The organism is Sorangium sp. So ce204 (assembly GCF_051526795.1).
Taxonomy (GTDB): Bacteria; Myxococcota_A; Polyangia; order Polyangiales; family Polyangiaceae; genus Sorangium; species Sorangium cellulosum_B.
Genome location: NZ_CP150317.1, coordinates 12,642,946 through 12,668,841, shown reverse-complemented (window position 1 = coordinate 12,668,841; position 25,896 = coordinate 12,642,946). Strand labels below are relative to the sequence as shown.

Sequence of the window (25,896 nt, the reverse complement as noted above, 5' to 3'; positions counted from 1 at the left end):
TCCACGAGGACGAGGATGGACGGTAAATTCCTGAATATTATCCTGGTCGAGGACGACACCGTCGACGTGATGAACGTCCGGAGGGCGTTCGAGAGGGGCAAGATCACGAACCCGCTCTGGGTGGCGGGCGACGGCGTGGAGGGGCTCGATCTGCTGCGCGGCAACCAGGTGCCCAGGGATCGGCGCCTCGTCCTGCTCGACCTGAACATGCCCAGGATGAACGGCATCGAGTTCCTCCGCGAGCTCCGGGCCGACGTCTCGCTGCGGGCGACGCCCGTCGTCGTGCTGACGACCTCGAACGACGATCGGGACAAGGTGGACGCGTACGATCTGAACGTCGCCGGCTACCTGCTCAAGCCGGTGACGTTCATGAGCTTCGTCGAGCTCATGACGGCGCTGAACCGGTACTGGACGCTCGTGGAGATGCCTTGAGCCCGAGGTCGGTTCGCCTCCTCGTCGTCGACGACGACACGGTCGATCGGATCGCGATCTTGCGCGCGCTGCGGAGCGGCCGCGTCGACGCCGAGATCAGGGAGGCCGATTCCGTCGATTCGGCGCTCGCGGTGCTGTACGAGCAGCAGATCGACTGCGTGCTGCTCGACTATTACCTCCCCGGGGGCGACGGGCTCGCGGTGATCGAGGCGGCGCGCAAGGCGAAGCTCACGGCGCCGTTCATCATGCTGACCGGGCAGGGCGACGAGTCGCTCGCGGTCGATCTGATGAAGCGGGGCGCGGCGGATTACGTGCCGAAGAACCTGCTGACGCCCGAGCGGCTGGTGCAGAGCCTGCGCCACGTCCTGCGGCTGAGCGAGGCGGAGCGCCGCGAGGAGGAGGCGCGCAGGGCGCTCGCCCGCCACGCGAACCAGCTCGCGCAGCTCACCGAGGCGACGCTGCGCATCCACCGGTCGCTCTCGCTGAACGAGCTGATCGAGCGCACCACCGACGAGGCGCGCGCGCTGCTCGACGCGGGCGTCGCGGCCTCGCGGCTCTCGGCGCGGGGCGTGGAGCAGCGGCCCTTGACGGGCATCTCGCTGTCCGAGGAGTACGCCGCGCGGGAGGACCGCGACGGCGTCCGCGAGGTCGCGCTCGGCCTGATCGAGCGGAGGAGCACCGGCGTCCGGCTGACGGGCGACGAGATCGCGAGCGATCCGACGTGCGCCGACGTGCTCTCGCGCGCGCCGGCGGAGCTCCACCCGCGCTCGCTCCTCGCGGCGCCGCTGCGCGGCCGGGACGGCCAGTGCATCGGGAGCATCCAGCTGCTCGACCGGCGCGACGGCCCCTTCGTGGAGAGCGACGAGGTGCTGCTCACCCAGCTCGCGCAGTCGGCGTCCGTCGCCCTGGAGAACGCGCGGCTCTACAACGAGGCGCAGGCCGCGACGCGCGCCCGCGACGACCTCCTGGCGATCGTGTCGCACGATCTCCGGAACCCGCTCAACACGATCGCGATCACGGCGTCGCTGCTGCGGAGCGATCTTCTCCAGCGGAAGGACGGCGGCGACGACGACGACGCCGTCCAGCTCGTCGACCGCATGGACCGCGGCATCCAGAGCATGACGCGGCTCATCGAGGATCTGCTCGACGCGTCGCGCATCGAGGCGGGGCGGCTCGTCGTGTCGCCGAGGGTGGAGCGGGGCGGGACGCTCGTCCGCGAGGCGCTCGACGCCGCCACGTCGCTCGCGGAGGCGAAGGGCTGCCGGGTGACGCAGGGGACGCTCGACGCGGGCCTCGAGGTCCTCGCCGACCGGGATCGCGTGCTCCAGGTCTTCTCGAACCTGCTCGGCAACGCGCTGAAGTTCACGCCGCGGGGCGGCGTCGTGAGCGTGTCGCTCTGCCGGGTCGCCGACAGCGCGCGGTTCTCGGTGGCCGATACGGGCCCGGGCATCCCGCCCGAGCACCAGCCGCACCTCTTCGATCGCTACTGGAAGGCCTCGCAGGAGTCGCGCACCGGGGCAGGGCTGGGCCTCTACATCGCGCGCGGCATCGTCGAGGCGCACCACGGGACGATGGCGGTCGAGAGCGCCCCGGGCCAGGGGACGACGATCCACTTCTCGCTGCCCCTGGCGAGCTGAGGGGCGTCAGGGCGGCGGCGGCGAGCCCCCTCGGCCGATCCCGGGCACGAAGCGGCCGACCTTCGCGCAGTAGGCCGCGTACGCGCCGCCGTGGGTGCGCGAGAGGTACGGCTCCTCGACGAGGCGGACCTGCAGCTCGATCGCGATGACCAGCGCGACGAGCGAGGCGAGTGCGGCCGCGTTCGGGAGGATCAGCGGCAGCCCGAGCGCGGCCAGCATCATGAAGCTGAAGACAGGGTTCCGCACCACCGCGAACGGGCCTCCGGTGACGAGGCCCGTGCGCTCCGCCTCGCGGACGCCGATGCGCCAGGACGCGCCCATCGCGCCCTGGGACCAGAGCGTGCCGAGCGTCCCCGAGATCGTCATGGCCGCGCCGAGGCCGACGAGGAGCGGGCCGGGATCGGCGAGGGGCCCGATGAAGGCCGCGAGCTCCGCGACGGGGGCCAGCGCTCCCAGGACGAGCGCGATCACGAAGAGCACGCCGCCGAGCCACGGCAGCGACCCGGGTGGCCCCGAGATGCCGCGGAAGCCCGCCGATCCCGTCGCGCGGAGCTGCCTGAGCGAGCGCCATCCGAACGCGAGCGCGATGTAGATCCCGTAGAGAACGAGGGCGAGCCAGGGTCGGTTCATGTCGAGGTCTCCTGTCGATGGGTCAGCCGGTAGAGGACCGGCAGGACGACGAGCGTGAGCGTCGTGGACGAGAGGATCCCGCCGATGACGACCGTCGCGAGCGGGCGCTGCACCTCGGAGCCGGTGCCGGTGGCGAGCGCCATCGGGACGAAGCCGAGCGCCGCGACGAGCGCCGTCATGAGCACGGGGCGGAGCCGCGCGATCGAGCCGTGGAGCACGGCGTCGTCGAGCGCCTCGCCGCGCTGCCGCAGGTTCTCGATGAACGTCACCATCACGAGCCCGTTCAGCACGGCGACGCCCGAGAGCGCGATGAAGCCCACGGCCGCCGATATCGAGAGCGGGAGCCCGCGGCCCCAGAGCGCGAGGACGCCGCCGGTGAGCGCGAGCGGGACGCCGGTGAAGATCAGCGCGGCGTTCCTGAGCGTCCCGACGGAGAGGAAGAGCAGGCCGAAGATCAGCCCGAGCGCCACGGGGACGACCACGGCGAGGCGCCGCTGGGCGGCGAGCATGTTCTCGAACTGGCCGCCCCACGACATCCAGTAGCCCGGCGGGAGCTTGATCTCGGCGTCGATCCGCGCCTCGGCGTCGGCGACGAAGCCGCCGAGGTCGCGCCCGCGCACGTTGCACTGGACGACGACGCGGCGCTTGCCGCTCTCCCGGCTGACCTGGTTCGGGCCCTCCTCCACGCCGATCTTCGCCACCGCGCCGAGCGGCACGAACGCCGCCCGCTCTAGCGCGCCGGCCGCGGCGGCGATGGTGGGGCCGCTCGGTCCGGTCGCGTGGCCCCCCTTGCTCCGGAGCGGGATCGGGAGCCGCTCGAGCGCCCCGATGTCGCGGCGGATGGAGTCGGGCAGCCGGAGCACCAGATCGAAGCGCTTGTCCCCCTCGAAGACCTCGCCGGCGCTCACGCCCCCGATCGCGGCCTCGACGACCGCCTGCACGTCGGCGACGTTGAGCCCGTAGCGGGCCACCATGCGCCGATCCACGTCGATGGTCAGCACCGGCAGGCCCGTGACCTGCTCCACCTTGACGTCGGCGGCGCCCGGCGTCGCCTTGAGGAGCGCGCCGATCCTGCTCGCCTCCTCGAGCATCACGCCGAGGTCGTCGCCGAAGACCTTGACCGCGACGTCGCTCCGCACGCCGCTGATGAGCTCGTTGAACCGGAGCTCGATCGGCTGGCTGAACTCGTAGTTCTGCCCCGGCAGCTCGTGGATCACCGCCTCGATGGCCTCGGCGAGCTCCTCCTGCGTCTTCGCCTTCTTCCACGCGCTCCGCGGCCGCAGCATCAGGTAGGTGTCGGAGACGTTCGGGCCCATCGGATCGGTCGCGACCTCGGCCGTCCCGGTCCTGGCGAAGACGTGCTCGATCTCGTCCGGGAACCGCTCCCTGAGGAGGCGCTCGAGCTGCGCCTGCATGGCCACGCTCGTCGTGAGGCTGATCGACGGGATGCGCGCCGGCTGGAGCGCGAGCGCCCCCTCGCTCAGCTTGGGGGCGAACTCGCTGCCGAGCCCCGCGGCGACCAGGCCGGAGGCGGCGAGGGCGACGCCCGCGATCGCGACCACGATCGGCCTGTGGGACAGCGCCCAGGCGAGCGCCCTCCCGTAGGCGTTCTTCGCGTGGTGAAAGAGGAGGTTCTCCTTCTCCGACACGTTGCCCCTGAGGAGCAGCGCCACGAGCGCCGGGATGAACGTCATCGACAGGATCGTCGCCCCCGCGAGCGCCAGGACGACGGTCTGCGCCATCGGCCGGAACATCTTCCCCTCGATGCCGGTCAGCGTGAGGATGGGCAGGTAGACGATCGCGATGATGAGCTCACCGAAGATCGTCGCCTGGCGGACCTCCTGGGACGCCTCGTAGGCGAGATCGAGCCGCTCTTCGCGGGTGAGCGCCCGCCCGAGCCGGCGCTGCTCCTCGGCGAAGCGCCGCACGCAGTTCTCGACGATGATCACCGAGCCGTCGACGATGAGCCCGAAGTCGATGGCGCCGAGGCTCATCAGGTTGCCGCTGATCTTGCTCTCGACCATGCCGGTGACGGCGATCAGCATCGAGAACGGGATCGCGAGCGCGGCGATGAGCGCGGCCCGGAGGTTGCCGAGCAGGAGGAAGAGCACCACGACGACGAGCGCCGCCCCTTCGAGAAGGCTGTTCCTGACGGTGCTCAGGGTGGCGTCGACGAGGTAGGTGCGGTCGTAGACGGTCTTGACCGTCACGCCCGCGGGCAGCGACTTGTTCACCGCCTTGATCTGGTCGTCCACCCGCCTGGAGACGGCGCGGCCGTTCTCCCCGACGAGCATGATGGCCGTGCCGATGACCGCTTCTTCTCCGTCCTCGGTGGCCGCCCCCGTGCGGAGCTCCTGGCCGACGCTGACCTCGGCGACGTCCTCGATCCGGATCGGCGCCTCGCGGTGGTTGCCGACGACGATGCCCCGGATGTCGTCCTCGCTCTGCACGAGGCCCGTGGCGCGGACGAGGTACTGCTCGCCCTTGTGCTCGATGTACCCCCCGCCCGCGTTGGCGTTGTTGGCCGCGAGGGCCTCGAGCACGTCGCGGAACGAGAGCCCGTAGCCGACGAGCTTCGCCGGATCCGGCGAGACCTGGTACAGCCGCTCGTATCCGCCGATCGAGTTGACCTCCGTCACCCCCGGCACGGTCCGGACCTGGGGCCGCACGATCCAGTCCTGGATCGTGCGTAGATCGGTCAGGTCGTACGGCTTGCCGTCGGGCCGCCTGGCGTCCGGCGCGGCCTCGAGGGTCCACATGTAGATCTCGCCGAGGCCGGTCGCGATGGGGCCCAGCTGCGGCTCGCCGAGCCCTGGCGGCAGGCTCTCCTTCGCGGCGCCGAGGCGCTCGGCCACGAGCTGCCTCGCCCAGTAGATGTCGGTGCCGTCCTCGAAGATCACCGTCACCTGGGAGAGCCCGTAACGGGACAGCGAGCGCACCTGCTGGACGCCCGGGATCCCGCCCATGGCCCACTCGATGGGGAAGGTGATCTGGCGCTCGACCTCCACGGGGGAGAGCGCCTTGACCGACGTGTTGATCTGCACCTGGACGTTGGTGATGTCCGGGACCGCGTCGATCGGCAGGCGGGTGAAGTTGTAGGCCCCGAGCGCGCCGACCGCGAGGGTGATGGCGACGACGAGGAAGCGATGGCGGATCGAGACGGACAGGAGCCGCGAGAGCAAGGTGAGCATGGGGTCCTCGCGCTCCTCAGTGCTGGTGTCCGGCCTCGGATTTGCCGAGCTCCGCCTTGAGGATGAAGCTGTTCTTGCCGACGTAGCGCTCGCCGGCGGCGACGCCGGCCTCGATCTCGACGACCGGCGCGCCGCGCCGCGGTTCGGCGGCGGGGGCGCCGGGCGGCCCGCCCCCGCTCGTGCCACGGCGCCCGATCTTCACGGGGCGGGCCTCGAAGGCGCCGCCCTCCTCGACGAAGACGACGTCCTTGCCCTCGACCCGCTGGATGGCCTCGTCGGAGACGACCACGGGCGCGGCCGCCTCCTCGACGGCGATGTCGGCGGTCGCGAAGAGCCCGGGGCGCCACGCAGCGCCCGGGCTCTCTAGGACGACGCGGGCCACGGCCGAGCGGCTCTGCTCATCGACGACCTGCCCCAGGTACGCCAGCGTGCCCTGCGCGCTCTGCTCGATCCCCTCGGCCTTGACCCAGGCCGTCTGGCCGATCCGCGCGCGGCTGAGGTCCTTGGCGTAGACGGTGACGTTGACCCAGATGGTCGACAGGTCGGCGATCACGAAGACCTGGGTGTCTTCCTTGAGCACCTCGCCGATGGCGATGTGCTTCTCGATGATGGTGCCGTCGATGGGGGCGACCAGCGCGTAACCGCTGCCCTTGCCCGCGCCCGAGCCCGCGGCGGCGCTGAGCTTCTGGGCGGCGCTGCGGTGCTCGATCCGCGCCTCGGCGACCGCCTGCCTGGCCGCGAGGTACTCCTTCTCGGCCGAGATGCGCTCCTTCCAGAGCGCCTCGTGGCGCGTGAAGCTCGCCTCGGCGAGGGAGAGGCGCTCCTTGGCCGCCAGGAGCTCGCGCTGGAGCTCGGCGAGCTCGCGGCTGTCGAGCACGGCGAGCACCTCTCCTCGCGTGACCGTGTCGCCGAGCTGCTTCTTCACCTCCCGCGCCGTCCCCGGCACGCGGGGCGTGACGTGCGCGATGGCCTCGGCGTTGAGCGCGACCTCGCCGGGGAGGGTGACCGTCACCGCGACGTTGCCCGGTCCGGCGGTGAGCATCTCCAGCCCGGCGTTCTGGATCATCGCGGGCGACAGCTCGAGCCTGTCGCCGTGGGCGTGCGCTTCCCCGGGCTCGTCCGGCGCGTGCTTTTCCGCGCGGTCGTCGCCGTGGTCGTGATCGTGATCGCCGTCGTGGCCATCGGCGTGCGCTCCCTCCTCCTCGCCGTGCCGATGCCCGTCGTGCTCCTCGTGGCCGGCCTCGCGGTCGTGCCCGTGGCGTCGATGCTCGACGCGCACCGTGATGGCGACGGCCGCGACGACGAGCGCCAGGATCGCGGCGGCGATCGTGGCGATCACCTTCGGGGAAAGCTCGATCTTGCGCGGAGGAGCGCTCATCGGGGCGCCCTCCCCGCGGCGACGAGGAGCTCGATCTTGGCCGCCGCGTGGGCGTGCTCGGCCTCCAGCAGCGCCGCCTCGGCGTCGATGACCTCACGCCGCACCAGGAGGACGCTCGCGAGATCCTTCTCGCCGAGCTCGTACCCTCGCGCCGAGATCGCGGCCGCCTGTTCCATCAGGGTGGCCGTCGGTGTCAGCGCCTGGAGGGCCTCTTTCGTCGCCTTGTAGCGCGCGTAGAGCTGGGTGATGTGGCCCGCGGCGCCGGTCCGCGCGGCCTCGGCGCGGGCCTCTGCGACATCGATCTCCGCGGCGGCGGTCGCGGCGCCGGCGCGGTTGGCGTTGAGGATCGGCAGCGGGATCGCGAGGCCGAGCATGCCGATGTTCGCGCCGTCGTCGCGCTCGACCTGGGCGACGACGTTGACGGTGGGCCACCCGGCCGCCCGCTCGCGCTCCGCCCTGGCCCGCGCGGCGTCGACCGAAGCCTCGGCGGCCCCGACATCGGGGCGCCGCCCCAGGTCGCCGAGGATCGACGCGAGCGGCGGCGGATCGTCAGGCGGCACGAGGGGCCCCTCCACCGGGGGCAGCGGCTGCGCCGCTCGCAAGGGGAGGCCGAGCAGGCCGAGGAGCGCCGCCTCGTCGGCGTCGCGCGCGCCTTCCGCCGCCTTCGCGGCCGCCTGGTCGCGCCCTCTCTGGAGCGACGCCAGGGCGACATCGACCTCCGGCACCTCGCCTGCCTTGCGCTGGCGCTCCGCGGCGGCGTGGAGCCGCTCTGCGAGCGCGACGCGGGCGCGGGCGAGCTGCACCTGCCGCTCGCCCCGGAGCACGAGGGCGTGCTGGAGCAGGGCGGCGAGCAGGACGCGGCGCCGGCCGTCCTCGGCGCCGATCTCGGCGGCGCGCTGCTCGGCCTTCGCGGCTGCGATGCGCTCGCCTCGCTGGCCGCCGAGCTCGATCGGCCACGCGAGGGACGCCGAAGCGGCCGCCGGCTTGCTCCCGTCGGGGTTGAGCCGAACGCCGCCCATGCCGGTCAGCACGGGGTTCTCGAGGGAGAGCGCGCCTGCGGCCGAGGTCGCTGCGCGGGCGACGCCGACCTCCGCCGTGGCCACGCGCGCGCTCGGGGCTGCGCGGGCGAGGTCGGCGACGCGGGCGCGGGTGAGGGGCGGCTCTGCGGCGAGGGCCGCCGGGGGCGCGATCGACAGGAGGTGAAGGGCGAGCGAGGAAGCGACGAACAGACGACGCACGGGGGGACGGAACATGGACGGACAGCCCTCGAGCGCGTGGAGCGCTCACGCGAAGAACCGCGGTTGTGCCCGGTCAGGATCGCGTGAGAGGGCCGAGCCCACGGCTGCGCGGCGCAGGGGCGCTCAAACGCCTGTGCGCTGCTGCCGTGCTCGCGGGTGCGACACCTGACGCGGGCGCCTCAGGCGCGCGGGTGTCGGGGTGGCCGTTCGAGGCGGTGAGGGAGGCTGCGCCCTGGCATTTCCGGCAGCGTCGACGCGGCGATCTCGTACGCCTCCAGGAGGATGTAGGGCAGCGCGGCGCCGACGGACAGCGTCATGGGGATACGGCCACAAGCGCAGTCGCTGCAGCTGGGCGGACAGTCCTCGTGGGAGCTGTCAGGCGCCGCGTCCTCCTCGTGATGGGCCGACGACGCCTCGATCATCGGGTGCTCGCAAGCGATCGTCATGCCGAGCGCCTGGAGGGTGTGGCCCTGCGCCATGAGACCGACGACGAGCAGCACCGGGAGCGCGGCGCGGATCCAGCGAAGGATCGCGCTGCGGTCACGATGGGGTCGCCGGAGGCGGAACATCCGATGCGAGCGTGGGGGAGGACAAGACGGACGTCAAGGAAGGCGTTCGGCCGAGCCCGACCAGGCCGCTCGGCGACCGATGCAAGCCTGCGCGCGCCGTCGATGCGCGCCCGGACGGAGGATTGAGCAGGAATGCGCGCGACACGGTCATCGCGGCACCCCGGACTCCACGCTGGAACATGCTGCGTGGACCCTCCACGAACAGCGTAGGTCCGACTTCAAAGCCCCCTGCCGCGGACACCTCGCGCTCACGACCGATGGCTCGATTGGCGTCAACGCCAGTGCGATAGGGACATGAACCATCGTCCGTATCGAACGGAGCGCCACTCCCCGCGCGGCATGTGCTGCCCGCGTGCATCGCCGTGCGTCCAGCTGGGCGCAGACGAGCGCTCAGCGGTGCCACGGCAAGCCGTCGAGACTCAGACGCGCGCTCCGAAGCCGGGCGGCCCCGTCAAGACACAGGGGCAGCCTCACCGGTACCGCACACGAGCCGAGGGAATGCGCTCAGCCAGCTGTGCACGAGGAGGGGAGAACGAGGCGTCGAGAGTAGAGAGACAGGGAGTGCGAAGGGGGGGACTTGAACCCCCACGGTGTTACCCGCTAGCACCTCAAGCTAGTGCGTCTGCCAATTCCGCCACCTTCGCGAGTGCGGTTGCGGGACGGAACCTACCCAGCTGGCCGGGGAAGTCAAGCTAATCCTCACAACGTCGTCCCACGGCGCAGCGCCTGCGCTGGTCAGCCCGGCGCGGCGGCCTCGCGGCCTCGACCGATCGCCGGCTGCCACGGCGGCGCGCGCGACCGGAGCGCGCACGCGCACGAGAGGAGCACGCCCGCACCCGCGCGGAGCGCTGCGCGCACCTCGCCCGCGGGCTCTTCAGCGGACGAGCGCCTCGACGATCTCGCGGATCTCGAACGGCTTGCGCACCCAGGAGACGCCGGCGTTCGCGGGGAGAGGATCGGCGCCGGCGCTGCCGGACATGACAACGAGCCGCACGTCCGGGTTGGCCCTGCGCACGGCGGAGACGGTGCCGAGGACGTCCTGCTGGATCGGCGAGATGTCGAGCAGCGCAGCCTGGAACGGCCCGGAGGCGAGGGCCCCAGGGAGCTCGACCGCGCTCTGCACGCTGACGATGCTCGCGCCGCGCGCTGTGAGCGCCGTGTCGAGCAGATCCACCACCGCGTCGTCGTCCTCGACCACCAGGATCCTGACGCCATCGAGGATCGTCCCGTGCTGCGGCGGCGACGTCGTGTTCCGCGGCGCAGGCGGCTTTTCCTCGGCGCATGCTTCGCCGGGCGGGGCGTCGGCGGGCGGCGTGTCCTCGACGGGCCAGCGCAGCTCGAAGCGAGCGCCTTCCTCCGAAGGCACGAGCGCGAGCGCGCCGCCGGCAGCGCTCGCCAGCGCCGCGGAGTGGCGGAGGCCGATGCCCGCTCCGCCAGGCCGCGTGGAGACGCCGGAGCTCAGCAGCGTCGCTCGGCGCGACGGCGGGACGCCGGGCCCCTGGTCCGCGACGCCGATGACGACCGCGGCACCCTCCAGCCTGGCATCGACACGGACGGACGAGCCGCGGGGCGACAGCGCCACGGCGTTGAGCAGGAGGTTCGTCAAGATCTGCACGACCGCAGCGCCGTTGCTCACGCCGGTGCGCGCGACAGCGGGCGCGATCACCGCGCGGAGCGCGATCGCCGAGCGGCGCGCCTCGGGCTCGAGCCCCATCACGGCGTCGTCGATGACGTCGGCGATCAGGCGCGCCGGCTCCCCCAGCGGCCTCGACGCGACCTCGCCGTCGCCGGCCGGACGCCCCTCGGCGCCGATGGCCCGCCGGATCAGGCGGCGAGCGTCGTGCGCGCGGGACGCGGCGACGCCGAGCGCGCGGCCCAGCTCGGGGCCTTGCTCGCCCTGCGCGCGCTCGATGCACCCCACGATGACCGTGAGCGCGTTGGAGACCTCGTGCAGCGCGATCGCGAGCTCCTGCGCAGACGGAAGCGCGGTCCCGGTCGCGCGCTCCTCGTCGGCGCGCTGGCCGAGGTCGCCGCGCAGAGGAGGCGCGAGGCTCAGGCCATCCTCGGTTGAAGGCTCCGATGTCCCACCGCGCGTCGGCTGCGCCACGGGCGTTAGCCTATCTCGCTCCGCGCTGGGCTGGTACCGCCCTTTTTCGCTCCGACTTCACCGGAACATCGATGGGGGGAGCGGCAGTACATAGGAGCCATTGGCCGCCGACCGGGTCTCGCCGATCTGGATGCCCCTCGTCTCCTGCGCGGTCGCGCCCTGGACCGGCAGCCAGGCCACGACCGTGGCGTCGCCGAGCCGGGCGCCCGACGCGTCGCGGACGACGCCCTGGAGCACGGCCGGGAACGAGATGGCGAGCTCGAGGTCGGTGACCGCGGCGTCCATCGCAGAGACCGTTAGGCGCGGCCTGACGAGCCACGGGAAGGCGGAGCCGGGCGTCGGGCGGACCGAGAAGTCGAACTCCCCTGGGTCGATGCCGATCGAGAACGCGCCGTCACGGAGGACCCCGGACGCCTGCCGGGGCAGCAGCGGCCCGGGCGTCAGCACCTGGCCGATGTAGGGCGTGACCTGGCCGCGGGCAGGGACCGCGAACACGCTGGCGCCGTCCATCAGCTCGCCCATGGGCCCCTGGACGCGGCCGCGCAGCGTCCCGGCCTCGGGGATGACGACCGACTGACCGCAGTAGCAGTCGTCGCCGGCGGCGAACTTGAGCGGCTGCTTGACGGCCGCCTTGGTGGTGTCGTTGATCGGCTGCGCGAAGAGGACGTACTCGCCTGGCGGGAGATCAGCGCGGAAGAGGCCGTTCGCGTCCGTCTCGGTGTCCAGCTTGTAGGCGGCGGTGGGCGCCCTGTCGATGATGGCGCTCTGGATACGGACGGCGGAGAGCACCGGGTTGCCGTTCACGTCGAGCGTCTGACCTTCCACGCGGCGCGCCGCCGCGTCGAGCTGGAGGAGCGACAGGTCCAGGTTCCCCGTGGAGCCCTGGAGCGCGAGCGCGGCGAGCTCCCAGTAGACCGTGGGCCTCGGCACGCCGTCCTTCGGACGCAGCCGGATGAGCGGGCTCCTGTCCTTGTCGGCCCAGTAGAACTTCACGTTGAACCCGACCTGCGTCGCGGTCGCCTGCGAGTCGGGCTCGGCCTGTTCGAGGAGGCCTGCCTGGGAGAGGACGCTGCCGGTCACCGGGTCGACGAGATCGAGCTTCCACCCGTCGACGCGCATGCCCTCGGGCACCTGCAAGCTGCCCTGGAGCACGGCGGGCGCCTCGGCGTTGATGCCGAGCGTCCACTGCTCGGGGACCACCTGGTTCGGCAGGAAGATCGGCGGGGGGATGTCGTCGAGGCAGTCGGCGCGCGCCTGCGGAATCAACGAGATGTGGTAGTCGCCTGCGGGGATAGAGAGCTCGAATCTCTGGCCGTCGGTGCCGTCCGGCTCCGAGAGCGTCGAGTAGCTCTGGGTGGGCAGGCCCAGGATCGGCGCGAGGCGCCGGAACTCGACCTTCACGGGGAACTGCCCGCCGGTCAGGGGAGGCAGCCCGCTGGTGCGGCCCTCGCAATAGGAGCCGCCGAGGCGCATCGTGGCCTTCACGCGCGCGGGCATCGGGATCGTGAGATCGACGGAATGCACCTGCCCGCCAGGGTCCTGAGGAGGGAAGCCGCTCGCTGCATCGATGGCGAGGAGATGGGAGACCTCCGCGCCCAGCTCGGGCGAGGCGCGCGGCCGGATCTCGAGGATGAGCCCCTCGAGGTTCGCGCTCGTCGAGACGCACGCGCGTTGCCCGCTGACATCGGCGCAGGTCGCCCCCGGGCCGCACTCGACCGACCCGTCGCAGGCGTTCATGGGGGCGGATTCCGCCATTTCGAGGGGAATGCCGCAGGCCACCGAGGTCGGGAGGCAGGCGAGCAGCGCGGCGCACACGACGTGTCGCGCGCTCACGGCGCCCTCCTCGCCGCGGACGCAGCGCGCGCAGCGCGGAGCAGAGACCGCCCCCGTGGCGGCGCGGAGAGAGAGCGCCGCGGCCCCGCGGAGACGCCGGCGACCGGTGGCCGCCGAGCGGAGGAGAGCGACGCGCGGAGCCCGAACGGGTCCGCACCCGAGCAGGCGCAGGGGAAAATCACACCCGAACGAGAAGGCGATGTTCGTGCCAACCGACAGACGGCGTTCCGGGCAGCGTGTGGCGTGCATCCACTCGACAGGGCGCCGCGCAACCCGCGGCGGCGCTGTGACAGCGCTGTCGCGTCGAGACGGATGCGCCGATGCGGCCACCCCGCACTCATCGCAACCAGGCGAAGCACGGAGACGCCTACGTGCCTGCACGGAAGCGCGAGCTTCCCGTGTCGACCCGCCGGAGTGAAGGCACCGTACCGGGCTGCCATCGCGCTTCGGCGTACTCCATCCGCGTCGCGAGGCGTACGAGATCGGCGATCTCGGGGACCGCCGCGCAGGCCGCGGCGAGCCCTTCGGGGTCGGAGAGCGGGACCGCCAGCTCCACGCCGCGCTCCTTGAGGGTCGCGCGCACGGCCGTGGCGACGTTGCCCGCGGCGAAGAGGCCAGCGCGGCGCATCGCGGTGCGGGTCGTCTTGACGGCCCCCTCGTAGGTGATCTTGTCGGCGCTGTCGCAGATCTCGCGGAGGCGACGCTCTGCGCGCGGGGGGATGAGCTGCCAGAGGTTCTGCTCGAGCCGCACCACGGCCGGATTGCCGCGGGCGCTGTGCGCGGTGGCCTCCAGGGGCCCGAACGCGGCGACGATGGCGGAGAGCAGCGTGCGGAGCTCATCCTCCGAGCTGGTGTTCACCAGGACATGGTCGGGCATGGCGCCAGCGAGCTGAGCGCCGAGCAGGTAACGCAGCTCGGGGGTGTCCTCGCGGACCTCGCCCCGCAGCAGCACGGCCGGCGGGTTGACCCGGACGATCTGCCCCTCCGGCGGCGACGGAGCAGGCAAGGGAGCGCGCTGGTGGAAGAGCGCGGTGCGCAAGAGGCCGAGGTGAGCGGCCATGACGCCGTAGATCTCCCCGAGGAGGGTAGGCGATGTCGGCTGGATCCGCTCGGAGGGGACGAGCCCGGACTGGCCTGCGTCGCGGCGGTAGAGGCCCGTCTCCCAGACGATCGCGAGCGCCTCGTTGACCGGCGACTCCAGATCGCGGAAGAGCAGCGCGCTCACGAGCTCCGGCGCGTCGCGCTGCGCGGCGAGGGCCGGCGGCGTGACGACGCCCTCGCCGGGCCGATCGGACGGCTCGTCACCGTCGAAGGCGCGCAGCACGTGCTCGATGGCGCGGGCGTAGGTCATGTTCTTGTCGGCGATCGCGGCCGCCTGGAGGCGCTCCAGCGTGCCCCGATCGCCGAGGCGCAGGTGGGCCTGCATCCGTCGGACCGCCAGCGCCTCCCGGGAGCGATCGTCGCGCGGAGCGAAGCTCTTGATGAGCCGCTCGCCAGCGTCGTACGAGCCCGCGGCGAGCTCGCGGAAGAGCGCTGCCTCCTCGAAGCTCTCGGCCGCGGACGGCGACCACGCGGCCACGAGCCGCGTCGCGGAGGAGGGCGGCTGGATCGACGCCGGGGCGGAGACCGGGGGCCCGGGCTGCGGCGCGCTGACGCTGGAGCGGAACGACGCGGCGCCGCCGCGCGCGGCGTTGCTCTCCGCGGCGCCCGACGCGGCGCTCGGCGACGGCGCCGGCGAGGCGGCGGTGCTCGCCGTCCCGTCGAGCAGATCGTCGTCCGACACCGCGGGAGAGGTGGATTGCGACGGGTCGTCGGCGATCAACCCCTCGTCGAGCGGGTCGTTGAGCTCGACGAGATCGATGTGCGGGTTGCTCGAGGCCGGCGCGCCGCCGCTCGACGGCGCGCGGCTGCTCGCGGGCCCGATCCCGCTCGACGGCGCGCGGCTGCTCGCCGGCCCGGCGCCGCTCGACGACGCGCGGCTGCTCGAAGGCCCGGCGCCGCTCGACGACGCGCGGCTGCTCGCGGGCCCGACCCCGCTCGACGGCGCGCGGCTGCTCGCGGGCCCGACCCCGCTCGACGGCGCGCGGCTGCTCGCGGGCCCGACCCCGCTCGACGGCGCGCGGCTGCTCGCGGGTCCGGCGCCGCTCGCCGCCGACGCAGCGCTGGGCGGCGCCTCTGGCGCCGCCTGGACCGGCTCCGCCGCGGCCCGGAGCGTCGCAACCTGGAGCACTTCCTCGGGAGGCAGGGTCGCCCGCTCGCTGGCCAGCTCGGCGTTCAGCTCGGCGATCTTCAGCCCCAGCGAGCGATCCGAGCCCGCGAGCGCCGTGGCCTGCGAGAGGATCTTCGCCGCGCGATCCGGGTCGCTCGACACGTGCAGGCGCGCGAGCTGCATCAGCGCGCGCGCGCGATCGATCCCCGAGCTCTGCGCGGCGAGCTCCTCGAGCGCCTTCCGGGCGGCCTCGGGCTCACCTCGCGCGGCCGTGAGCTCCAGCTGGCGGCGCAGCGCCAGCGTGCGCGTCTCCGGCTCCGCCGCGGCCTCCTCGAGCAGGCGCGCGGCCGCCTCGAGATCGCCGGCGCTCTGAGCGGTCTCGGCGGCGGCGAGCGCGACCCGACCGCGCGCGCGCATCCCCTGGAGATCGCCGCCGAGCGCGCGGTCGAACAGCGGGAGGGCGGCAGAGAAGTTCCGCTTCAGGGCCAGGCGCTCCGCCATGCCGAGCGCGACCAGCGTGCTCGGGCCGACCTCGGCGTGGCGCCGGGTCAGCTCCCGCATGCCGGCGCCGTGGCCCTGGATGACGTCGAGCGTCTCGGCGAGCAGGAACGCGTGCAGGTCGACGTGCGCCGGGCGCAGGCGCGGCGCGATGCGGCCGAGCTCCTCCACCGCGGCCTGCGCGTCGCGCGGCGTCCCGGTCCCGCGCAGGCGATACTCGATGCGGCGCGCCTCGAGGACGGCGTCGGGCGACTCCGGGGCGAGCTTCACGGCGCGGCGAGCGCGCTCGAGCGCCGTCGCGTCGTCCCCGAGCGTCGACGTGGCGCGCGCCGCCTCGACCAGCAGCTGCGCGCGCCGCTCGGGGGCGTCGCGCGACGCGCTGGCGAGCTGATCGAGCGCCGCGGCGAGCGCGTGGCCGTCCCCCTCCCGGCGGGCGATCTCGACGCGGAGCTCGATCACGGCCTCGCGCGGCGCGATGCGAGCGACGCTCTCCAGCGTGTCCTTCGCGGACTCGACGTCCCCGCCGCCGAGGTAGCTGCTGCACGCGCGGAGGCTGTACTCGGCCCGCTCGTCGGTGGTCGTCGCGAGATCGCCCAGCCTGCACCAGAGCGGGGCGGCGCGCAGCGGCGTCCCGAGCCGCTCGTGGATGTCCGCGAGGAACCTCAGCGCGCTCACGTCGTCCGGTGACGCCGCGAGCAGGGCCTCCAGCTCGGCGCACGCCTCGTCGAGGAGGCCGAGGCGCTGCTCGAGCAGGGCGGCGCGCCGGAGCCGCAGCGCGCGCCGCGTGTCCGGCAGCGGAGCCGCCTCGATGCGGCGCGCGAGGAGGGCAGCGACCGCGGCGTGATCGCCGCGGTCGCTCGCGTCCTGCTCGACGACCTCGACGGCGTGCATGTCGGTGAGATCCAGCCGGGCGATCGCCTCGTAGAGCGCCACCGCGGCGCCGCGATCGCCGAGCTCCTGGGCCAGCGGCGCGAGCTCGCGGAGCACGACCAGCCGCTCCTCGTCGCCGCTCAGGATGCCCTGGAGGCGCGTGAGCACGTCGAAGAGCCGCTGGCGATCGTCGGCGCTCCGCGCGAGCCGGATGAGCTCGTCGATGTGCGCCTTGTCGAACGGCGTCCTCTGGGCGGCCTCCAGGAGGAGCTCCACCGCGCCATGGAGATCGCCGCCGGCGGCGAGGATGCCGGCGTGCTCGCGCGTCAACCCGAGGCGGACGGCATCCGGCAGGTCGACGCGCGCGAGCTCGGACTGGACGAGCGTCTCGAGATCGGCGCTGCGACGCTCGGCCGCGTACAGCCGGCGCAGCCGGGTGACGACCTCGTCGCGCGTCTCGCCCACGAGCTGCCCGCCGGCGAGCGCCCGCTCCAGGGCGACGGTGGCCTCGGCGCGCTGGCCCTCGCGCTCGTGTTTGTCGGCGAGGTGCAGCAGCGCCTCGAGGCGCCGCGCGACCGGCAGCGCGTCGTCCAGCGAGCGCTTCAGCGCCTCGTCCCCGCTGGCCTCGACGGCCCCCTCCGCCTCATATGCGAGCGCGTCGTCCTCCGGCGCGCGCCGGGCGGCCTCCACGAGCAGCGCCGCGGCGACCGGCGGCACGTTCAGGGCGCCCGCGAGCTTGCTCGCCCACCTGAGCAGGCCGGGACCGACGCTGGAGTGCGGCCTCATCGCCGCGGCGTACACGGCCGCGACGAGGTGCGACGCCGGCTCGGTCTGCCGCGCGAGCTCGCCGACGATATCAAGGAGCGTCTGGAACTCGTCGACGTCGCCGTCGGCGAGCATCGCGCGCTCGATCGCGGCGAGCGCGAGCGCGGGCGCGTCGAGGACGGCGACGGCGATGCGCGCCATCGCGAGCCCCGCGCGGGCCCCCTCGGGGCCGTCGAGCTTCGCGATGCTCGCCTTGACCGCGCGGTCGAAGCGGATGGCCTCGACCTCCGGCTGCCCCGTGCACGCGATGAGATCGCGGATGGCCGCGCCGACGTCCTCGACGAGCGCCGCGTCCGGGCGTACGACCATCGCGCGGAGCAGGATGTCGAGGCGCAGCCGGAGGCCCTCCTCCGTGCGGCCGGTGAGGGCCGCGGCGCGCTTCAACCACGCGTTGCGCGACGCCGGATCGGCCGTCGTCGCCACCCGCTCGAGCGCGCGCACGGCGTCCGACGGCTCGCCGACGTGCTCGGCGAGCCGGGCGAGCAGCACGTACGAGGTGCCCTCGGTCGGGACCGCCTCGAAGCTGGCCACGGCGTGCGCGAGCGCGAGATCGAACGCGCCGCGCCTCTCCAGCTGCCGCGCCGCGCGGTAATGGGCGGCGCGGCGGCCATAGCAGCCCAGGGCCGCGTCGGCGAGCAGCCGGTAGGTCTTGTCGAGGACGACGACGCCGCCGTCGGCGTCCGCCGATTTCTCGACCAGCGCGACGGCGTCCGCGCGGAGGGGATCGAGCTCGATCGCGCTCGCCGCCGCGGAGAGCGCGCGCTCGGGCAGGCCGTGCTCGTGCGCCAGGTTGGCGGCCTCGATCAGCAGGTTGGCGCGCCTGCGCCGCTCGGGCCCGACGTCGCCCGACCACCTGTCCTCGTCCGCGGCGGGCTGCGCTCCCCGCTCGCTCCGCGCCTCCGCGGCGCGCGCGACGATCGCCTCGATCGCCGCCTCGACGCCCGCGAACTCGCACATGTCCCGCGCGTAACGCTCGGTGCCGCCGCTCGGCGCGAGCTCGCTCGCGCGGAAGAACGCCTCCTCGGCGCCCCGGTGATCCTCCGCCAGGTCCCAGCGCAGGCTGCCGAGCTCACGCCACGCGGCCGCGGCCTCCGCCGCCGCGCCGGCGCCCTGCGCGGTGAACGCCCGGGCCTTCGCCTCGGTCAGCGCGATGGCGCCGTCGGAGCCGAGCCCCTTCGCGTCGAGCAGCGACGACTCGAGGCGCTGGACCCGCGCGAGGATCTCGTGAGGATCGGCCTGCACCGCGGCTGCGCGCGCGAGCTCCTGCGCTGCCCCGTCCGGATCGCCGCCGTCGAGCCGGCAATCGGTGAGCATGAACATCAGCTCGGGGGCGTGCGCCGCCGTGATCTCGACGGCCAGCCACCGCTCGAGCACGGTCACCGCGAGGTGAGGGTCGCCCGCCCGGCGCGCGAGCTCCAGCAGCCGCTCGCGCAAGAGCGGGTTCTGCGGGCCGAAGACGTCGAGCGAGCGCCTCGCGAGCGCCGTTCCGCGCTCGGGATCGAGGTCGTAGAGGGCGTGCAGCGCGCTCGCCAGCGCCGCCGCCATCTCGCCGAGCGGCTTGGGCTGCGCCAGGATCCACGCGAGCGCGTCCGAGAGCCGGGCCGCGTCGCCGGCGGCGGCCGCGCGGCGGATGAGCTCCGCGGTCGCCTGGGGGCACCCTGGCCGCAGCGCGAGCCAGCGCTGGGTCCACGCGAGCGCGAGCGGCAGCTCGCCCAGCGCCTCCAGCGCCCTCGCGAGGCCGTCGCAGAGCGCGCCGCGCGGGAACACCGTGGTGATGGAGCGCTCGATCGCGGCCGCCACCGCCCGGTCGACCTCGAACGGAGGCGCCTCGCCCGCCTCCGCGGCGACGGCGAGATCCGCCGTGAGGAGGGAGGCGAGCGTGGCCACGGCGCGCGCGGACGACGGATCGGCCTCGCAGGCGAGCAGCGCGACCTCGCGCGAGAGCGCCGCCTCGCGCGCCCGCTGCGTCCGGTGGTAGAGCGCCGCGGCGATCGAGAGCAGCACCGCGCGCAGCGCCGGCCAGACCGGCGCGGCGAGCTGCACGAGCGCGTCGGCGCGCTCCCGCAGGCGCCCGGTCCGCGTGGCCAGCACGAGCGCGGCGCTCGCCGCGCCGCGGTGCCCCGGGGCCTCGCCGAGCAGCGGCAACACCTCGTCGAGGGCGCGGGCGTCCTGGCCTTGCCGCCGGGCGATCGCCGACAGGAGCAGCCTTGCGCGCACCAGCTCGACCCGCGTCAGCGAGGCCGCGCGGATCGCCTCGGACCTCGCGGAGCGCGCGCCTTCGCCCTCCGAGGGCGCCCGCGTCGCCTCGGCCAGCCGCGCGCGGAGCAGGGCGTCGAGCGCGGCGCCTCCCCCGCTCCGCCGGCTCAGCCGATCGAGCGCCAGCAGGCAGCCGCGGTCGGCCGGCAGCGCCCGCGAGAGCCCGACGAGCGCCTCCTCGTAGGCCGCGCGCTCCTTCGGGCGGCCGCGGTAGATCACGACCAGCCGGCGGAGCGCGTCGATCCGCCCCTCGGCGGTGTCCGCGCCGCGGAGCGCGCGCTGCGCCGCGGCGAGCGCCTCGTCCTGCCCCTTGAGCCGATCGGCGATCCGCTGGAGCCCTGCCTCGGCGGGCGTCGGGTCCCCGCCGATGTCTCTCAGCGCCTCGAGCGCCCAGCGCGCGAGGCCGGGGTCGCCGATCTTCTCCTCCGCGAGGCGCGCGAGCTCCGAGAGCGCGTCGATCCGCCCCGCCGCGTCCTCCGTCGCCCGCGCGTCGGAGCCCTCGCCGATGCGGATGAGCGCCTCGACGAGGGGCGCCATGTCGTGCAGCGTCGCCGCGTGGTCGCGCAGCGCGGAGCGCGCGGCGGCGCTGCCGGAGTCGCTCGCCGCGGCCTCGATCCAGGCCTCCACGGCGCGATCGGGGCTCGCGAGCGGGCCAGCGTGGAGCCGCGCGAGCGCCACGTACGCCTCGGCCCTCGACGCCCCGACCCGCTGCTCCGCCCTGAGCTCGATCCGCGCGGCCACGAGCTCGTAGAGCCCCGCCTGCTCGAGCACCTCGTCGATCGCGCGGGCGGCGTCGCCGTCGATCGCCCCGTCGAGGCCCGCGTCGAGCACGCACCCGACGGCGCGCGCCCAGTCGCCCTCGTTCGTCGCGCCCTGGAGCCGGTGGCCGTGCACCTCCAGCGCGCGTCGCAGGAGGGCGGAGGGGCCAGGGGCCTCGCCCTCGCCGCGAGGCGCCCGCGCCGCGAGCGCGTCGGCGTGCGTCCGGAGCACCTCGTCGGCCGCGCCCTGCCGGCCGCGCAGGAACAGCGCGGCCGCCATCGCCTTGGCGGCCGTGTCGTCGTGAGGCGCGATCTCGAAGGCGCGCAGGCGATCCTCGAACGCCGCCTCCCGCTCCCGCGCGGCTTCGCGCCGCTTGGCCGCCTCCAGGTACGCCTTCGCCGCGGCCGCGGGGAACACCTCGTCCGACGCCCAGGCCGCGATCGTGCCGAGCAGCTCGCTCGCCATCGCGTCGTCCGGGGCGAGCGCGCTCGCCTCTTCGAGCGCGTCGACCGCGCCCGCGACGTCGCTGGCGCGCGCGAGGAGCACGGCGATCTTCACCAGCATCCGCGCCGTCGCGCCGGGCGGCTGCGCGTCGTCGCGGAGGCCGCGCAGCGCCGCGGCGGCCAGGGCTGGCTCGCCCAGCCCGGCCAGCCAGCCGGCGAGCTCGCTCCTCATCGCGGGGTCGTCGCCCAGCGAGAGCGCCCGGCGCGCCAGCGCCGCCGCCTGGTCCAGCTCGACGCCGCGCGCGGCGAGGATCCTCGCGAGGGCGAGGGCTGCCTCGCGCTCCCCTTGCGCGTCGCCGGCGGCGCGGCGCTCGTCCACCCGCGCGCGCCAGTAGGCCTCTTCAGCCCGCGGGCCGCGGTGGCGCGAGACCGGCGCGATCGCCCGGGCCCCTGCGAGGACCAGCTGCCCCGCAGAGGCGGGCCCGGCAGGATCCATCAGCTCCGGCGAATGCAGCGACCTCCTCGCGCCCGACGCTGATGCTGCCCGATCCGGAGGTGAAGAGCTCATTTCGGCGACCCGCTTCGGGTATGCTGAACCCGCTCAGCCTACCAGAACGACCGAGGTACAAGGCCAGTCTTCCGGTGCAATCTCGCGCTTTACCGGAGCGTCACCGCGAACGGTAACACCGTGAGCGCCCTCTCTCCGGCCAGGAGAGGCGCCATGGAGGCGGCGAAGGTCCCGACCTCCGGCGCGACGCCGAGCCACTCCGGCAGGAGGACGGAAGCCACCGCCTCCCGCGCGCGCTCCTTGAGCGCTGCGCGGTCGGGAGCCCGAGCGCTGCCCTCGTTGGCTTCGTCGCCGGTCGCCAGGAGCTCCAGCAGCCCGCCGTCGTCCTGCTCGATCTCGACCGGCGCGTCCGCCGGCAGCTCCGCCAGCTCGCGCGCGAGCGCGATCGCTCGCTCCAGGCCGCCGAGCTCATCGACGAGCGAGCGCCCTGCGGCCTCGACCCCGCCGAAGATCCGTCCCTCCGCCGACGGCGCGATCGTCTCCAACGGGAGGTTCCGTCCCGCCGTGATGCGCTTCAGGAACAGATCGTAAACGGCCTCCATGGAGGCGAGCACACGGACCCGTGTGGGCTCGTCCCAGGGTGTGAGCGCCGACATGTACGCGGCGCGCGCTGCCCGCTGAGGATCCGGGTTGGCCGCGACCGTCTCCGCGTTGATCCCGATGTCCGCAAGCGCCTTCCCCACGGCGAACTTGCCGCCCACGACGCCTATCGAGCCGATGATGCTCGTCCGCTCTGCGACGATCTTGGTGCCAGCGCAGGCGAGGTAGTAGCCGCCGCTCGCGGCCATCCCGCCGATCGAGACGACGAGCGGCTTCTTCTGCCGCAGCCGCATCAGCTTCTGCCAGAGCAGATCCGAGGCCAGCGCCGAGCCGCCGGGCGAGTCGATCCGGAGCACCACCGCCTTCGCGCTCTGATCCTCGGTGAGGCGCGTGATCGTTTTCCCGAGCTCGCGCTCGCCGATCCCGTCCGACGAGCCGATGGGCATCCCCTTCGCGCTCATGCTGATGCCGCCGATCGCCGGGACGACCGCCACGTGCGGCGTCCCCAGCGAGCTCGCCCCGGAGACCGAGCGGAACACGTCCACGAGGCTCCGGGAGAAGCTCGCATCGCGCGGGGCGCCGCCGAACCGAGGCACGGAGCGCTCGGTGCCAGCGAGCTTCTTCGCGTCCTCGGTCGCGGACTCGAGATCGCCGATCTCGTCCACGAGCGCCCTCGCCTTCGCCTCCTCGGGCGCGAACGGGCCGTCCTCGAGGGCCTCCCGGAGCTCCTCCTTGCCGCGCCCCTCCACGATGGCCGACAGCCACGCCTCGCGGACCCCGCCGAGCGCGGACTCGAGCGATCGACGCGCCTCAGGGCTCGCTCCTTCCCGCGTGAACGGCTCGCTCGCGCCCTTGAACTTCCCCACCTGGAGGAAGTCGACGTCCACGTTGAGCCTGTCGAGGAGCCCCTTCGCGAACACCAGCTGCGCCGCGATCCCCACCGTGTCGACCTGCCCGGCAGGGCTGAGCCAGAGCTTGCTGCAGGCGATGGACGCCAGCAGCATGGTCGCGTTGTTGTACTCGTCCGCGTGGCACACGACAGGTCGCCCCGCCGCGCGGACATCGCCGAGGATCCGGCCGATCTCGTGGGCCCGCGCGAACGCGAGGCGCGCGCTCCCGAGCCGCACGAGGAACCCCTTCGCGCTCGCGGAGTCGGACAACGCTCGCAGCGACTGCACGAGCTGCGCGTGGGTCCTGCCGCTCGGCGGGCCGAAGAGCGACGCTGACGCGCTCTCGGGGAGCCCGCGCGAGAGATCGATCTCGATGACCGCCGGCTCGTCGAGGCCCGCCGCGGCGGGCGCCGGCAGCGCCGCCGCCCGCTCTCTGCCGGTGCACCCGGCCATCGACGCCGCCACGGCGAGGGCGCCGACGCCGGTCCACCGCACCCCTCGAGCTCGGCGCTTACTCATGCTTCATTCCAGGCAGATCCGAGGTGTCGATATGCGGCGCCGTCACCCCGGGCGCGGCGGTCGGCGGCGGATGCACGCCGGGCAGATCGCTCGTATCGACGGTGCCGCCCGGGGCGACGTAATCGTCGGGCACGCGGCCGTCGTCCGGCTCCGGCGCGCGGCGAACGCGCGCCGGCGGGCTCGCGGGAGGAGCGCTCGCCGCGGCCTTTGGGCTCGGCGGAGGAGCGCCCGGCGGCGGGCTCTCCGCGCGCGCGCTGGGCGCCGGCTCGGCGGCGCTTCCTGGCTCGCCCTGCGCCTTCTCGAGCCGGTCGATGAAGGCCCGGAGCGGGTGCGCGAGCGGGTGCGGCCGGCTCGTCGCCAGCAGGCGCTCGTCCTCGGCGCGCGCGGCCGCCAGATCGCCGGACCTCGCGAGCGCATAGACGAGGAGCGCCCGCGCTCGCGCGGGGCTCTGCTCGATGCTCGCCGCCGTCCGGAGCCGCTCGACGACGGCGGCCCAGCTCGGATGCGCCTCGGCGAGATCGAGCGCGGCCAGCGTCAGCGCGCTCTCCGGCTGCGCGCTCTCGGCCGAGATCGCGCCGACGAGCTTCCGCGCGGAGGCGAGGTCGCCCTGCATGCGGAGCAGATCGATCGCCGCGCGGGTCACCTCGGCGTTCGCCGGCGCGACGCGCCGCGCGTGCTCGACCGCCTTGCGGGCGCGCTCGATCGCGATGTCGAGCTCGTGCCGCGCCGTGTCCAGATCCGCGTCCCCTGCGGCGAGCAGCTGCAGCCGCAGCCACCGCACGTCCGCGTTCACCGTCTCGACCCGGGCCAGCGCCGCCGCGACGCGCGGGTCGTCCTCGGCGAGCGCGCTCGCCTTGACGAGCTTGTCCCTCGCCGTCTCCGGATCCCCTTCGGCCAGGCTCCTCTCGCCCTCGGCGAGCAGCGCCGAGACGCGATCGTCGCTCGCCGCAGGCCGGGCCTGGACGGCCGGCTTGAGGTACTTCGGCCCGAGCGTCGCCGCGCTCACCACCATGAGGCCGACGACGATGAGGCCGACGACCCACCGCGCGATCCCCGTCCTCCTCGAGGGCAGCGACGTGATTCCCGCGTCGCCCTCCCCCTCGTCGACGTAGGAGGGACGCCCCTCGGGCTCCGCGGGTGCGGTCGGCGACCCCGACGTCGCTGTCCGCCGCGACGCGTGGTTCTCGCTCGCCGCGCGCGGCGCCCCGCGCCTCGCCACGGGGGCTTCTTCTCCCGCGCTGTCGGCGCGCTCCATGCGCGGCGGTGGGACGCTGTTCGGCATCCGCAGCGGAACGACGCCTGCGGCGCGCCCCTGCCCCTCGCCGCCGGCGTCCGCGGGCCCGGGCTTGACGCCGCCCTGGCGCGCTTCGGCGACCCCCGGGCCGCGGAGGGTCCGCGGCTCCTGCCGGCGTGCGGGGTGCCCGTCCGGCAGCGGCGGCGCCTCTTCCGGCGGCACCACGACCCCGGGCAGCGCGCCCGGCTTCGCCATCGCCCGCGCGGGGGCGCCGGCCTCGGAGTCGTAGGCCGCTGTCTGCGCCCCGCGGCGCGGCGACGGGCGCTCCCTGCCCGACTGGACCTCCCGCACGTCCCGAACGATCGTCTCTGCGTCGTGGATGGACTCGGGGGCGACGTCCGCGTCGCTCTCCGCCCGCGGGAGCGGGATCGCGACCGAGTGCTCGGTCTGCGCCGGCGCCGGACCGCCGAGCCCTGGAGGCGTCAGCGACCTCGAGCGGCCAGGGAACGGCGAGGGCCCGCCGATGCCCAGCGCGGTCCCGGCCATCACGATGCTGCCCGGCCCCTTGAAGAACGGCTCCAGCTCCGCGATCGACCCGAGCCGCCGCGGCCTCGCGTTGCCGCGCGAGATCACGTCGTCGCGGGTGATCTGGCCCTGGGTGATCGCCGCCTGGAGCTCCCGGAGCATCTTGAACTCGAGCTCCCGGCCGCCGAGCGTGCGCACCACCCACTTCTCGGGGAGCGCGCCGTCGGTGCGGCGGACCTTGAACTGGAAGCCGCAGTTCGTGCACTTGACCGTCGTGCCGCGCTCCGACACGAGCGCGTCGTCGAACTCGTACTCGGTGCTGCAACGCTCGCAGGTGACATCCATCTGCTCGACCAGTCCCCGTGTCCTCGCGAACGGCTGGCCCCCCAGGCGCGAGCCTGCCGGGGTTCCTCGTTCGGAGGTAGCCGCCCGGAACTCGGCGGAACGGTAGCACGGGTTCCCCTGCGCGCCCCAAAGGGTCGCGCCGCGCCGCGCCGTCCTCCGCTTTCCACCGCGGTTCAGGGTTCGCGGTCCCCTGCGGCCCCCTCCCCTGCGGGCCCCCTCCCCTGCGGGCCCCCTCCCCTGCGGGCCCCCTCCCCTGCGGGCCCCCTCCCCTGCGGGCCCCCTCCCCTGCGGCCCCCTCCCCTGCGGTCCTCCCTGCCCCCCGATGTCGCGGCGGCCGCCGCGTGACCTCCGCGAGGCACGGCACATCGGGGCCGGGCCGCGCCTCGCCTCGCCACGCGCG

12 protein-coding genes and 1 tRNA gene are annotated in these 25,896 nt (G+C 74.3%); 2 read left to right on the top strand and 11 right to left on the bottom strand.

What is annotated here, in order from left to right; all coding sequences use genetic code 11:
• Positions 1-15: 15 nt before the first annotated feature.
• Both WMF22_RS47920 and WMF22_RS47915 read left to right on the top strand, forming a co-directional pair.
• Positions 16-432: a response regulator gene (locus WMF22_RS47920; RefSeq protein ID WP_437296506.1), complete on the top strand. Its 417-nt coding sequence runs from the start codon at positions 16-18 to the stop codon at positions 430-432.
• Positions 429-2,069 (top strand): ATP-binding protein, encoded by a 1,641-nt coding sequence (locus tag WMF22_RS47915; protein ID WP_438034102.1) that lies wholly within the window; start codon positions 429-431, stop codon positions 2,067-2,069. The genes WMF22_RS47920 and WMF22_RS47915 overlap by 4 nt, the downstream gene beginning before the upstream one ends.
• 6 nt (positions 2,070-2,075) lie before the next feature.
• On the opposite strand, the gene WMF22_RS47910 is transcribed toward WMF22_RS47915, so the two are convergent.
• The 11 genes from WMF22_RS47910 to WMF22_RS47860 form a co-directional block, all read right to left on the bottom strand.
• Positions 2,076-2,699 carry a methyltransferase family protein gene (locus WMF22_RS47910; RefSeq protein WP_437296504.1) on the bottom strand — a complete coding sequence of 208 codons (624 nt, stop codon included), beginning with the start codon at positions 2,697-2,699 and terminating at the stop codon, positions 2,076-2,078.
• Positions 2,696-5,890 carry an efflux RND transporter permease subunit gene (locus WMF22_RS47905; RefSeq protein WP_437296503.1) on the bottom strand — a complete coding sequence of 1,065 codons (3,195 nt, stop codon included), beginning with the start codon at positions 5,888-5,890 and terminating at the stop codon, positions 2,696-2,698. Before WMF22_RS47905 ends, WMF22_RS47910 begins: the two co-directional genes overlap by 4 nt.
• A 16-nt stretch (positions 5,891-5,906) precedes the next feature.
• The gene (locus WMF22_RS47900) at positions 5,907-7,268 is read right to left on the bottom strand and encodes an efflux RND transporter periplasmic adaptor subunit (RefSeq protein WP_437296502.1); all 1,362 of its coding nucleotides are present in this window, start codon (positions 7,266-7,268) and stop codon (positions 5,907-5,909) included.
• Positions 7,265-8,521, bottom strand: coding sequence for a TolC family protein (locus WMF22_RS47895; RefSeq protein ID WP_438034101.1), 1,257 nt, complete (start codon positions 8,519-8,521; stop codon positions 7,265-7,267). The genes WMF22_RS47900 and WMF22_RS47895 overlap by 4 nt, the downstream gene beginning before the upstream one ends.
• Before the next feature lie 164 nt (positions 8,522-8,685).
• Positions 8,686-9,075, bottom strand: a complete 390-nt coding sequence (locus tag WMF22_RS47890; RefSeq protein WP_438034100.1) for a hypothetical protein — start codon at positions 9,073-9,075, stop codon at positions 8,686-8,688.
• Between the two features lie 562 nt (positions 9,076-9,637).
• A tRNA-Leu gene (locus WMF22_RS47885) sits at positions 9,638-9,719 on the bottom strand.
• 230 nt (positions 9,720-9,949) lie between these two features.
• The gene (locus WMF22_RS47880) at positions 9,950-11,182 is read right to left on the bottom strand and encodes an ATP-binding protein (RefSeq protein ID WP_438034099.1); all 1,233 of its coding nucleotides are present in this window, start codon (positions 11,180-11,182) and stop codon (positions 9,950-9,952) included.
• A gap of 57 nt (positions 11,183-11,239) precedes the next feature.
• The gene (locus tag WMF22_RS47875) at positions 11,240-13,015 is read right to left on the bottom strand and encodes a carboxypeptidase-like regulatory domain-containing protein (protein WP_437296498.1); all 1,776 of its coding nucleotides are present in this window, start codon (positions 13,013-13,015) and stop codon (positions 11,240-11,242) included.
• Positions 13,016-13,382: 367 nt separating this feature from the next.
• Positions 13,383-21,371 carry a hypothetical protein gene (locus tag WMF22_RS47870; protein WP_438034098.1) on the bottom strand — a complete coding sequence of 2,663 codons (7,989 nt, stop codon included), beginning with the start codon at positions 21,369-21,371 and terminating at the stop codon, positions 13,383-13,385.
• A gap of 161 nt (positions 21,372-21,532) precedes the next feature.
• The gene (locus tag WMF22_RS47865; protein WP_437296496.1) at positions 21,533-23,392 is read right to left on the bottom strand and encodes a S49 family peptidase; all 1,860 of its coding nucleotides are present in this window, start codon (positions 23,390-23,392) and stop codon (positions 21,533-21,535) included.
• Positions 23,385-25,496 (bottom strand): zinc-ribbon domain-containing protein, encoded by a 2,112-nt coding sequence (locus WMF22_RS47860; RefSeq protein ID WP_438034097.1) that lies wholly within the window; start codon positions 25,494-25,496, stop codon positions 23,385-23,387. The genes WMF22_RS47865 and WMF22_RS47860 overlap by 8 nt, the downstream gene beginning before the upstream one ends.
• Positions 25,497-25,896 lie beyond the last annotated feature (400 nt).